This window comes from Rickettsiella endosymbiont of Litargus connexus, from assembly GCF_964277335.1.
Lineage (GTDB): Bacteria > Pseudomonadota > Gammaproteobacteria > Diplorickettsiales > Diplorickettsiaceae > Aquirickettsiella > Aquirickettsiella isopodorum.
Window position 1 is genome coordinate 874,577 of record NZ_OZ195516.1, and the last position, 12,875, is coordinate 887,451.

Genomic DNA, 12,875 nt, shown 5'->3' on the forward strand with positions numbered 1-12,875 from the left:
ATTTTTTGCCTGCATTGTCGCTCGACTCGTAATTTTCATGTAGTTAATACATTCCGGTTACTTCACTACGCGACATTTTACCAACAATCTAATTGTGAGTATTTTAAAAGCATTAACCAACGTTCTATGCAGAATAATTCATATCCGTTGTCTTTTAAATGACTACTAATCGTACATAAGTTCATCAAGCGGGGTTTGAGCAGTTGAGCCTCCATTTTGCATCAACTCACATAATACATCCGTAATGCAAAGATAGCGTAAACTATTAGGGGTTACTTCATCAAAGCTTGCTTTCACTCCTAATAAAGATTGCTCTATTTCATCAAAACTAACACCAATTCCATAACCTAAACAGAGCGAGCAGAGTTGATCCGCACGGCGCGCAATTGCTGGTAACAATCCTACCTCAGAAAAAACCTCATCATAGGTAATGGGCCTACCCTTCAGTGTAAAATTGACCTTTAATGCCATAGCAATGGAATGTAGTGCTCTTTTTAATTCCATGTCACTTCTACTCCTTCCACCACGGAATAGCCATCTTACGCGGGCCGGCTAACACCGTTCGTAACCAACGTAAAAAAACCGTAACAGAAAAGCCATAGTGCTCTAATAAACCAAAAAACGCCATGGCGACTATTGCTAATAGAAAGCTCCAAACGCGAATATGCAATAAAAATAAAAGTAACGGGAAAGCCGAACGCGCATCGATTAAAAAGAATCGCGGTATACGCGCCGAATCACGCCAATGTGCTGCTGTAGGAACCCGTGCCATAAATAGTCCTATGACCTAGTTTGGTTAATATTCTATCATTTATGCCGGGAATCATACAGCAACTGACTACAAATTTAAAGTTGAGAAATGTCAGGTAGTCATCGAGTTAGCTTGCTATCCTAGTGATGATTTAAAATGAGTATTTTAAACTATCCGTTTGCACTCAGGTTTAATTAATAAATTTTATGATTCGCTTGACTCAACTTTAACTAAACGCTTTAATACGCAACCTAACGTCAAGTTTACGAAAAATAGAATCTGCACCAAAAAACGTCAACCTGGCCGAATAGCTCAGTCGGTAGAGCAGAAGACTGAAAATCTTTGTGTCGGTGGTTCGATTCCACCTTCGGCCACCAGAATAATCAAGTAAAATAAATAAACTAACAAACTTCTCTACAACTTCAAGTTTCTACTTACCAAATTCACATTTTCAAGCTGAACAATTGGATACATAAAAATAGATTTATATTTCGTTTCTAATTAATTTTAAACCTTGTTGGAGAGATACTTATCCATTAGATTTAAAACCTAACTCCGCATGACTTTCTATATATTGGCTTCCTTAACTAGGGTCTAAAGAAGAGCCCATTACTATTTTCCCGTTCTTGTGACGACGTTGCTTCTTTGGATGTTTGATTTGAAGTTCTGTTTTGTGCCAACATTAGTTGTCTTAATTTCTCAATTTCTTCTTTCATCTCCTTTCGCTCTTGCGCGCGTTTTGCTGCCGCTTCTTCTCGCTCTTTTCTCATCTGTGCAATCTCTTTTCCTACTTGTGCAAGCTCTGCTCTAAAGGCTTTACGATCACGTTCTATTTCGTCTAATATTTTTTGAATCTCCGCTTCACATTGAGGAGCATAGGTTTTTAGTATTTCTAAACCGTCTTTCACTGCCTCACGTGAAATTTCTGAGAATTGCCTAAATTGTCGAAAAAACTCTGTCTGTATCTGGCTTAAATCCTCGTTTCCATTTGATTTGTCCGGGTGAAATAACAAAACACTGCTGCGAAAAAACTTCATTAAGCGGCGTTGCAGATCTTCTGAGCATTCTATCGCTACCTTGTAGTTAACATTACCTTGCCTAGCTTTACTGATCAATTGTTGATACCCTTGTATCTGTGGTTCTATCAACATCTTTATACTATTGAGATTTTCTTCTAATAATGTTTTTATCTCGATACACGCTTCAGGCCTTCCTTCCTCTAGCAAGCTCGCTATCCTTTGTCGTTGAAAAAAAACCCAATTACCTACTTTGCCCATATCACCAAGATGCGCTTTTCCTGTAAGACACAGACGCGACATATTTCTTGTGACAGTAACAGGGGCAGGGCCTACATAAACCAGTTCATGTCTATCCGATACAATAACACTTTGAACACTTTGTTCTGTGGCCTCATCTGCCGTAATAACTGTTGCTGCCCCTTCATTCCTAACATTGGCTTGTTCGGAGGGTAATGGATATAACAGATAATCACGCATCACTTTAACTAATCCTTGATATTCTTTTTTAATTCGACACCGCAGGCGAATTTGATCCTCTTTTGTTGTTATCTTTTTTAATTTTTTTTCCAAACGCTTTAAAAACTCTTGTTCTTTTTTTTTCTCATACTGACTTAATACGGATGGAAACCGATTTTGTAGCCATTTTAAATCACCCGCATGTTTTTCCAATGTCTTTTCACAGTGCTTCGTATTTTCATCAAGCCAGTTTACTAGCTCTGCCAATAGGGTTCGCTCTTGTTCGTTTCTTTTCAAAACAGAAACAACATAATTATGTTGTTTCTGCACTTCACCAAAGGCAAGACAGCGTTGATAATAAGACCATACCTTGCGCTTGTTATTAATCCCAGTCAATAAACCCAACCACCATCGTTGCCAAAAAGGTCTCCTCCAATAAGCTTGTACCTCAGCTTGCAATGTTTGCGGTTCTAAGTTAAATAATCGCAAGTTATTTAGACTAGTTTCATCTCGCTTCCATAAGGGGCGCTCTTCGGTTAATTTTGGAACAATAAAAAAAAACGTGCTCCACCTTTTATTGCGCCACCACGACATCCATGTAAAGGGCTTTTTAGCGAGGCGCTGTTCTATGTTCTGCAATAAGCTATTTAGCATCCTCTCTTTGAATAACATCCTCCTTCAACCATATTACCGTCTACCAAAAAAATATGCGCTGTCTCCTGGTCTTTCCTGCTCTTGTGACGACGTTGCTTCTTTCGATGTTTGATTTGAAGTTCTGTTTTGTGCCAACATTAGTTGTCTTAATTTCTCAATTTCTTCTTTCATCTCCTTTCGCTCTTGTGCTCGTTTTGCTTCTGCCTCCTCTCTTTCTTGCGCGCGTTTTGCTGCCGCTTCTTCTCGCTCTTTTCTCATCTGTGCAATCTCTTTTCCTACTTGTGCAAGTTCGGTTCTAAATGCTTTACGATCACGTTCTATTTCGTCTAATATTTTTTGAATCTCCGCTTCACATTGAGGAGCATAGGTTTTTAGTATTTCTAAACCGTCTTTCACTGCCTCACGTGAAATTTCTGAGAATTGCCTAAATTGTCGAAAAAACTCTGTCTGTATCTGGCTTAAATCCTTGTTTCCATTTGATTTGTCTGGATGAAATAACAAAACACTGCTGCGAAAAAACTTCATTAAGCGGCGTTGCAGATCTTCTGAGCATTCTATCGCTACCTTGTAGTTAACATTACCTTGCCTAGCTTTATTGATCAATTGTTGATACCCCTGTATCTGCGGTTCTATCAACATCTTTATGCTATTTAGACTTTGCTCTAATAATGTTTTTATCTCGATACACGCTTCAGGCTTTCCTTCCTCTAGCAAGCTCGCTATCCTTTGTCGTTGAAAAAAAACCCAATTACCTACTTTGCCCATATCACCAAGATGCGCTTTTCCTGTAAGACACAGACGCGACATATTTCTTGTGACAGTAACAGGGGCAGGGCCTACATAAACCAGTTCATGTCTATCCGATACAATAACACTTTGTTCTGTGACCTCATCTGCCGTAATAACTGTTGCTGCCCCTTCATTCCTAACATTGGCTTGTTCGGAGGGTAATGGATATAACAGATAATCACGCATCACTTTAACTAATCCTTGATATTCTTTTTTAATTCGACACCGCAGGCGAATTTGATCCTCTTTTGTTGTTATCTTTTTTAATTTTTTTTCCAAACGCTTTAAAAACTCTTGTTCTTTTTTTTTCTCATACTGACTTAATACGGATGGAAACTGATTTTGTAGCCATTTTAAATCACCTGCATGTTTTTCCAATGTCTTTTCACAGTGCTTCGTATTTTCATCAAGCCAGTTTACTAGCTCTGCCAATAGGGTTCGCTCTTGTTCGCTCCTTTTCAAAACAGAAACAAAATAAGAATGTTGTTTCTGCACTTCACCAAAGGCAAGACAGCGTTGATAATAAGACCATACCTTGCGCTTGTTATTAATCCCAGTCAATAAACCCAACCACCATCGTTGCCAAAAAGATTTCCTCCAATAAGCTTGTATCTCAGCTTGCAATACTTGTGGTTCTAAGTTAAATAATCGCAAGTTATTTAGACTAGTTTCATCTCGCTTCCATAAGGGGCGCTCTTCGGTTAATTTTGGAACAATAAAAAAAAACGTGTTCCACCTTTTATTGCGCCACCACGACATCCATGTAAAGGGCTTTTTAGCGAGGCGCTGTTCTATGTTCTGCAATAAGCTATTTAGCATCCTCTCTTTGAATAACATCCTCCTTCAACCATATTACCGTCTACCAAAAAAATACGCGTTGTCTCCTGATCTTTCCTGCTCTTGTGATGACGTTGCTTCTTTAGATGTTTGATTTGAAGTTCTGTTTTGTGCCAACATTAGTTGTCTTAATCTCTCAATTTCTTCTTTCATCTTCTTTTGTTCTTGTGCGTAGCTTTCCTCTCGCTCCTTTTGTTCTTGGGCATGCCTCTGGCGCTCTTGTTCACGCGCCTCGCGCTCTTTTGCAAGATCTGCTTTCATTTTTTCAAGATTCTCATTGTCTTTCTCACGACCGTCTGTAAAATAATTGATACTTTTATTTTTCTCACGGTAATAAAGCTCTCTTTGATGAAACTTTAATTGTTTATTAAGCTCCTTTCCTAAAAGTAATAAGTCATCATGCAATTTGGATCGACCTAAAAAACCACGATTTGCTTTGCTTGAATCCTCCAATAGTTGCTCTAAAATTTCTTGCGCTTCAAACAAGGAGTCATAAGTCACTTTTTTTCCCGCAGCGTCGTCCGTAGCCACTTTGATATACAACGCTAAATTATGGAAACTTTGTGCACATTCCTCCTGCCTGTCCTGAAAATTAGACATGACTCCATTTAATAAGCGCAACAGTTTTGGCTGTTTTTTTCTCTTTTCTAAAATTTTAAAATAAGCGTTTAAATGTAGCGTTAAACTATCACAAATAGACTTTAATTTTTCATAAGGACTTAACATTCTTACGGCTGGGACTAAGACATTTAAGTCTTTTTTTAGATGGTGAATCACTACTTCTTGCCAAGGACCCTCCATTTCAAACAAGCGTACTAAGAAAGGTTTCTCTATACCTTCTGGAGGAGATTCGAACAAATCCGCTTTGGATTCCAGCAAACGCTGAATTATTTGCGTATCTCTTATTTCTAAGCCTCTCTCCAATAAAAGATAACCCACTGTGTTAGTACTGCCTAGAACTAACTCGCCCAAATGAAGTTGAACCAAAGAAGAAAATTCTTTCATGTATTCTTTATGATTTGGATAAACTTCAGGTAATACGTAAGAGTCTTTTAACCACGTTACTTTTTCAGTGTCGGTAATGGCAAGTGTTCCCTGATTACTTAATAAAAAATTAATCCGCCTCATTAATAGCGCTTGTTTTTTTTCCTCTCCGTCATCTACCATACGATCTGGGTGTTCGAGCTGAACTTTTTCTCTCTCAACTAAGGTCTGGAACGCGACCTCTAGTAGCCGAGCTTGTGATAATCGTTCCTCCTTAAATCGGACTTGACAAGGTTTCGATAAGCGTTGATTAAGTTGATTATAAGCGTCTATTAATACCCAATTATCAATAGGCGCGGCTATATTAATCTCTTTGATTCGGTAATTTTCATCCAGTAATTTTGATAAAACCGAATAAGTGCCTTCATTAAATTGCGTATTGCCAAAATTTACGCATTCTAAATTCGGATGTACTGATAAAGCCTGGCTAAGCTCCAACCAGTCCTTAGCACTGGCATCACTTATTTCAAGATGTAAAATTTTTAAGTGTACGTTTCGAGATAAAAAATTAACTAATGCCGTTAAACTGTTGGATAAAGAAAATGGCTTTAAACTGAGTTCTTCTAACGATGTTCCAGTAGGTTCGGCTAAACTATTTAATAAAGAAGTATGAAAATTGGCGCATAAATAATGTGGAGCCCCATAACGAAGAAAGAATACCCAATCGATTTTAATCGAGCTCCAGGTATCTGATTGACTTAATAAATCCCACAAAACACATTCAAGCAGTCTTTCTGATGAATCGCTGTTGGGATCATTAAACCTTAAGTTCGTATTGGGTTCATTCGTCAATCTGGCCATTTGAAAGAGAGCCACATCAGGAACTCGAGAATTCCAATTGCGTTGCGCATGTTCTGTTATAGCACCGGCCATAATCCGTTCAGGTCTCGGCAAATAGCCTCGGATAAACTGAACATTACTTAAATGAAATTGATAAGGAAGTATTTCAGGTTTGTCTATTTTAAGAAATTTCGCGCAAAGTTTAAGTTTCTCGATCTGCTCAGTATATAATTCTGTATCTAATCCAAAAAAACCATCTTGTTTAAATCTATCGAGTGCTTCACTAAAGGTTGGCATTATTAATTCCTTTTATTGTTGATTATCCTTATTTACTATTTTCCTAAAGTATAATTTATTTTTTAAATATTGAATAGATCCATAATTAAAAACTAATTATTTTATTTAAATAGGATTGGTTGATTATTAAAACTTCTATTGCTAAAAATTTAAAACTCATTTTAGAACATCCTTAAACACTAGAGGTGCGAAACTCCTGAGATGGAACTTTGAGTAGTTGCCAAGCTATGACCAATAATTTTAATACCCCTCTAGACATTGCTTTTAACGGATAGATAACACAGAAACCTAAGAGAAAAACTATTCTTTGATAAATGTATTGATCATGCTGATATTCTTTTCTGTAAAAAGGTTTATGCAGAACATGATCAATACCCACTTCTTTATATTTCTCCTTTACTTTTTCTTCAGCATGAGCCGTAAAAGCAAAGATTGGAAGATAGGGCTTATTATTTTCTTGCTCCCATTGACGATAAAGCCTTGCAACTTCCGTTCCTTCTAAATCAGGTAAACCTATATCGAGTAATACCCAAGCAAATGATTGACTTTGTAAAATTTTTAAAGCTACTTTACCTTCAGTAACCGCATTAACTTTATAAACTAAATTAACAAGTCTATTTTTTACTGGATGAAGTACTAAATTATTATCTTCAACGACTAATATAGATTCTGTTCCTTTATTTGTTTCTGGCCAGACATGGATTGCTTTAATGTTTCATGTGATGGTTCTATAGGTTTCTCAGCTAAAGGAAAATTAAATACCAAAGTAAAGCAACTTCCTTTGTCTTCTTGGCTAGTCACTTTTATGGTTCCATTTAAAAGCTCTACCGCTTTCTTGACTAAAAATAAACCAATACCATAACCAGAGTATACTGCTTGATAAGAGGGATGTGCCCGATAAAAACGATCAAATATTTTATCGAGGTTATCGTTAGCAATACCAATTCCGGTATCGCTAATATACATTTCTATTTTTGCCTGCCCATTTTTAATAGCTAAAAGATTGATCTCTAAGCTAATCTTCCCTTCGTTAGTAAATTTTATGGCGTTTGACAAAAGATTAAGTAAAATTCTTTTTAGCTTAATGCGATCACCAATAATGAAAGGTAAATTAGAATCTAATATCCATTCAAATTTTAAATTTTTAGCAATGACAGCGGGTTGCATCAGATCATATAATTCTTTGGTAAGAAATGATAAATCAATGCGATCTTCTGTCAATAAATCTTCCTTATGTTCTGTCGAAATGACTTCCAAGACAGCATTCAATAATTCCAAAAGTTGCCTGCTAGCATCCAAGATCCAAAGTCCATATTGCTTATCTTGGGCACTTGTACCTTGATCTGCTTGAATACCTGAAATACCAATAATACCGGCTAAGGGAGTTCTTAAATCATGCGCCATATTCATGATAAATTGTTGTTTAGCTAACTCTGCTTGTTTACTCGCTGTAATATCTAAAGAGATTCCAATAATACCTATTACCTTTTTATTGTTAGGATCATAGAGTGGAATCTTTCGAGATAAAAATATTGTTTTTACCCCTTTATAATTATTTACAATTTCTTCGATACAATATTCCTTTTGTGTTTGCATGACTTGCTTATCAATTTGTTGTAAATGGATAGCTTGTTCTTTCCAAGGCAAATCAAAATCAGTTTTACCAATCAAATCATTGCCGGTTTTATACCCTAAAAAAATAGCCTGTGCATCATTTGATCCTTGATAAACACCCTGGGCATCCTTCCAATAAATATGTCCGGGGGCTTTTGCTAAAATATTTAATAAATTTTCATAGGTTGTTATTGTACTCATGTTCACTTTCCTTAAAACAACGCGGAAATATTGGTTAGTTTTTATTGAGAAAAATATAAACCTAAGGAGTAGCGTCTAAAAAAAGTCGCTTTTTTTTCTAAATCTTGATGGACTTGATGACTAGGCAATTGAGTCTCATTTAAAGAGATACTTCTAAAAAAAAGAGGCTTAATTGATTCGTTTGATTTAGATTCAATATTTTTCTTTTTTTTATTACTCTTGGTAGGTCGCAAATTGAGCCAATGGAAAGTATGATCTTTTGCTCTGTGATTTTCATTAATATGTCGAATAGCATAGGCGAGTATGTCGGTTACCGCTCCAGGATAAACTATAGCTAGGTTATTCTTATCTTTTGCTAGCACTTTAAAGACAGCACATTCTTCTATAAGAAATTGACGAGAATTTGCCTCTGCTTTTTGGGAGTCAGTGCCTAAATTTACTCTAGAAAAACGATTAGTATACTCTTTTGAAGAAATAGACAGCGCTTTTTCAAAAGCCACATTTTCTTTATCTAGTTTTTTAGTTTCATGAAGATAGTATTCAAAATCTTTATCTTCTTTTAAAGTTTCCCAGCGAACAAATTCATAGCTGATATTTAGATTGGAAAAGAGCGGCTTATATTTACTAGTCCATTCTTCTCCTCTCTTGACAGATTCAGTAAAAGCTTGCTTAGGCTCAATATTGTCATCCACTTCAATATTATATCGCTGGAGAGTATCCGCCACTACAATAAGAGTTTTTTTTGGTTTAACTGCCTTAACAAAATTGACAAAACGCTCAACCCATTTATTTTCAAACTTTTCTTTCCCCACACTGACAAGGTAAATGATATTCCTTTCATTAAAAAAAACTCCATTTAATTGATAATTCGGAAAATTTCCACAATGTGCAATTCTAAAACTAGGAGATTTTTTATTATCTTTTTTTGATGTTCCTATCATTTTTTTATACCTATAATTCTGAACACATTAAAAAAAGCCTCTTTTATGTTAAATGAGGGCGTTGTTAATATATTTTATCATTTATTTTTTATAACTTAATTCTTTACTATAACTATTTTTTACTAGATATTTTTCTGTTAAAAATATAATTTTCTAAAGGTTAAAATGCCGAAACATATTTACGTAAACTTTTAAAAGCACTACGAGTGACTAATAAATCGGCAACTAATTGATTAAAATGATCGTATTCTACATCGAGAATTTCTGTTTTATTCTCACGTAAGGCTGTAACAGACGCTACCCTTATTTAAGCGCGTATCTTTATCATCTCTCGATTTAAATATAATAAAGAAATAATCACTTATTCAAAATATAGATTGATTATTACCGTTTTAGACAGGTTGAGATAAACTTCTTTTACTAAATCACAAATAAGAAAAATAAGAAGTGACGATTTATATTCATCAACCACATGACTCATTTTTTCGAAACTATCTTACCGATATCAACATGGCAAAAACCTTTTTCCAGGTTTATTTGCCAGAAGATATAAAGATCTTATGTGATCTTTCTTCTTTAAGGCTTGAAGCTGGTTCTTTTGTCGAAAAGAACTTACGAAAGCATTTTTCTGATATTTTATATTCTGTACAGATGAAAGAAGAGAAAGGTTATCTCTATCCATTAATTGAACATGAAACGACTCCTGAGAAAATGACTCCTTTTAAAATTTCTCGATATGTTCATGCAATTATGGATCAACATCTAAAACAAGGTCACCCTGACTTGCCCATTGTAGTGCCAATTTTATATTATCGTGGCAAAGTGACTCCTTATCCATATAAAGGTAATATTTTTGATTGCTTCGGAAAAAATAAAGCGCTTGCTGAAAAGGTTTATTTAAGGCCTTATCCTGTTATCGATATAGCCTCTATGTCAGACGATAAGATAAGAGGGCATGGAAATATAGCTATTCTCGATTTTGCTCAAAAATACTCTACCTTAAATCGAGATATACAAGACTGGATAGAAAATATAGTGGAAGAGCTCGAAAAGGGGTATCTGACCAGTGAACAATGCCAAACTTTACTGTATTATACCTTTAGAGAGGCGGATACTTATGACGTTAAAAAGCTGCTAGAAAAGCTACAAAATATTCGAATCTATGAGGAAGCTATCATGAGTGTTGCACAAAAAATTGAACAGCAAGGTTTACAGAGAGGTCTACAACAAGGCCGACATGAAGGTGAGTTATCGCTTGCTAAAAAACTGCTTAATCAAGGGATCGATTTGGATCTTATCAAGAATGCCGGTGGCTTTTCTGAGCAAGAATTAATCGAATTAGAAAAAGCCTAGTTGTTTTAACTATAGAAGATTACCGTATAAAGGGGTTTTTACCCTTCTGCTACCTGCCATTAATTACTACATTGACAAATCACCGCATTAAATGCCTCCTACCCTATTTTTAGGTTAAGTAAATGCCGTTAAAATACTCAAAAAGCTCCAAAAAGCTTTACCAAAACCTACGCGTAACCTATTGATTTTAAAGGGCTCCATAGGCAATAAAACAACCCTCTGCTCATATTTGATAAATGCACGTGGGTATCTCATTATTTTGACTGACTAATTTTCTCCTTTTTAAGAAAAAATCAGTATTTGGTTTTCTATTTTGTTCTTCCCTATAGTTGATACTATTTGGATTAATACCTAGCTTTTCGCATTCTATATTAATCTGTTTAAAAAATTCACCTTGTTGATCCATTAACTGCTTAAAGTTACCCTCTTCAATTATTTTTCCACCTTTCATATATATAATTTTATCTACGTTAATAATACTGCTTAAACGATGCGTTACAATTAACACCGTACACCCCGTAGTCAACCTATCGAGATTATCCATAATTTCCCTTTCGGTTTGTATGTCTAAAGCTGAAGTGGCTTCATCTAATACAAATATAAAGCCTGCTTTTAAAATGGCGCGCGCAATGGCTACACGCTGTTGTTGACCACCCGATAGTTTTTCTCCTTTCTCACCTAAGTTAACCTCAAGCCCATTAGTATCAACGTAATTTTGTAGTTCAACCTGCTGAGTAACTGCTGTTATTTCTTCAATCGTTGCTGATAAATGACCATAACGAATATTCTCAGCCAAACTATCATTAAATAAATCAGAATTTTGTGAAACAATAGAAATTTCTGAACGCATTGATTCAGCGCGTAAGTGATTGATATTCACGCCATTGATAGTAATCTCGCCCTGTTCAGGTTTATAAAAGCGCATCAATAATTTTATCAGTGTCGATTTTCCTGATCCACTTTCACCTACGATGGCTGTTTTCTTACCCGGCTCAAACGTAATAGAAATATCGTTAAGTGCGTTTTCTTTTCCGTTATTATATGAAAAACTGATATTTTTAAACTCAATCTTCGGCGCTTTATTAAGAAACAAATCTATTGCCATATCAGCATCTGCAACAGAGGATCGCTTCTCATTAAATTCAGTAATTTTATTGCATTCTATGGATGCAGTGTACAATTTTTCAATGGATTCGAAATTTTGCTTCAAAAGACTTCCTGTCTGCATTAAGAAATAAGTCGATAACGTAAAATCGATAATTTCAATTTCACCTTTCAAAAATCGATAAAGAGAAAAAAGAACCGAAATAGTAAACCCTATCGATTCTATTAAATTACCACGTAATATATTGACTTCATTTTGTATATAACTTTTAATATAAGCTTGTGCCTGTGCATCCAGCTTATGGCGTACCATTCTAATTTCATACGATACATTATTAAAAAAATGAGCTACTTGATAACGTTTAATGGAATCTAATAAAGCACCATAAGCTTCATATACATTCACTAAAAGCGCTTCGCGTATTTCTCCACTCTTTTTAGCCCCATAACATGCATTGAGTATATGGACAACCGTAAGACTAATCGTTGCCACTCCCATTGGCCAGTCAATATAAAATAAACCCCCTGCAAGTCCTAAAAGACCTATATTGGCGGGAACCAATTGACCAAATAGACTAGGAACAATATCCGCTGCGGATGTGTAAACAGTCGTCATTAACTGAGCAAACTCACCGGTTGGTGTGGATAAATGATCATCTAATTCTAACTCGAATGTTTTCTGTAACATATCGGCTATAATTTCTGACTGCAGATTGGCACGAACACCTGCTAGTAATCTGTTGCGAAAATACGGCAATAGCTTAGATAAAATGAGAGAACTATTTAATATGCCAATGATCAACATATCCTCATCCGTTAATTCAATGGATGAGGATTCTCTTTTTTCATTCTTATAGATATTTTTCGCTACAATAATGGGCACTATATTTAGTGTTGTAGTCAAAATATCAAGAAAAAAAGCCGTACTTAACCTAACTACATTGGACTTATTGCTGTATAAATAGGGATTAATAAATTTTTTTAGGTTTGTTATTTTTTTAAACATAATTATTTCCTTCCAAAGAAATTAATTTG

The 12,875-nt window shown here is 35.4% G+C and carries 10 protein-coding genes and 1 tRNA gene; 2 read left to right on the forward strand and 9 right to left on the reverse strand.

All coding sequences use genetic code 11. The annotated features are described in order from the left end of the window. Positions 1-165: 165 nt before the first annotated feature. Positions 166-504, reverse strand: coding sequence for a type IV secretion IcmS family protein (locus tag ACICP9_RS03990; protein ID WP_395496972.1), 339 nt, complete (start codon positions 502-504; stop codon positions 166-168). 7 nt (positions 505-511) lie between these two features. Further along, on the reverse strand, positions 512-772 hold the full coding sequence (gene icmT / locus ACICP9_RS03995) for an IcmT/TraK family protein (RefSeq protein ID WP_071661885.1): 261 nt from the start codon (positions 770-772) through the stop codon (positions 512-514). Positions 773-1,052: 280 nt separating this feature from the next. On the opposite strand from icmT, the gene ACICP9_RS04000 reads away from it, so the two are divergent. Next, a tRNA-Phe gene (locus tag ACICP9_RS04000) sits at positions 1,053-1,128 on the forward strand. Between the two features lie 210 nt (positions 1,129-1,338). Here the strand turns inward: ACICP9_RS04000 and ACICP9_RS04005 are convergent. The 6 genes from ACICP9_RS04005 to ACICP9_RS04030 form a co-directional block, all read right to left on the reverse strand. Beyond that, on the reverse strand, positions 1,339-2,880 hold the full coding sequence (locus ACICP9_RS04005; RefSeq protein ID WP_395496974.1) for a hypothetical protein: 1,542 nt from the start codon (positions 2,878-2,880) through the stop codon (positions 1,339-1,341). Positions 2,881-2,913: 33 nt separating this feature from the next. Then, entirely contained in the window at positions 2,914-4,488 is a 1,575-nt protein-coding gene (locus ACICP9_RS04010) for a hypothetical protein (RefSeq protein WP_395496976.1), read from the reverse strand. 33 nt (positions 4,489-4,521) lie between these two features. Continuing rightward, positions 4,522-6,627: a hypothetical protein gene (locus tag ACICP9_RS04015; RefSeq protein WP_395496978.1), complete on the reverse strand. Its 2,106-nt coding sequence runs from the start codon at positions 6,625-6,627 to the stop codon at positions 4,522-4,524. 172 nt (positions 6,628-6,799) lie between these two features. After that, entirely contained in the window at positions 6,800-7,339 is a 540-nt protein-coding gene (locus ACICP9_RS04020; protein WP_395498921.1) for a response regulator, read from the reverse strand. Then, positions 7,285-8,442 (reverse strand): ATP-binding protein, encoded by a 1,158-nt coding sequence (locus ACICP9_RS04025; protein WP_395496980.1) that lies wholly within the window; start codon positions 8,440-8,442, stop codon positions 7,285-7,287. Before ACICP9_RS04025 ends, ACICP9_RS04020 begins: the two co-directional genes overlap by 55 nt. Before the next feature lie 41 nt (positions 8,443-8,483). Continuing rightward, on the reverse strand, positions 8,484-9,383 hold the full coding sequence (locus ACICP9_RS04030) for a hypothetical protein (RefSeq protein ID WP_395496982.1): 900 nt from the start codon (positions 9,381-9,383) through the stop codon (positions 8,484-8,486). Between the two features lie 447 nt (positions 9,384-9,830). Between ACICP9_RS04030 and ACICP9_RS04035 the strand changes: the two genes are divergently transcribed. Next, positions 9,831-10,736 (forward strand): Rpn family recombination-promoting nuclease/putative transposase, encoded by a 906-nt coding sequence (locus ACICP9_RS04035; RefSeq protein WP_395496984.1) that lies wholly within the window; start codon positions 9,831-9,833, stop codon positions 10,734-10,736. Between the two features lie 223 nt (positions 10,737-10,959). Here the strand turns inward: ACICP9_RS04035 and ACICP9_RS04040 are convergent, their stop codons facing one another. Further along, the gene (locus ACICP9_RS04040; protein WP_395496986.1) at positions 10,960-12,846 is read right to left on the reverse strand and encodes an ABC transporter ATP-binding protein; all 1,887 of its coding nucleotides are present in this window, start codon (positions 12,844-12,846) and stop codon (positions 10,960-10,962) included. Positions 12,847-12,875 lie beyond the last annotated feature (29 nt).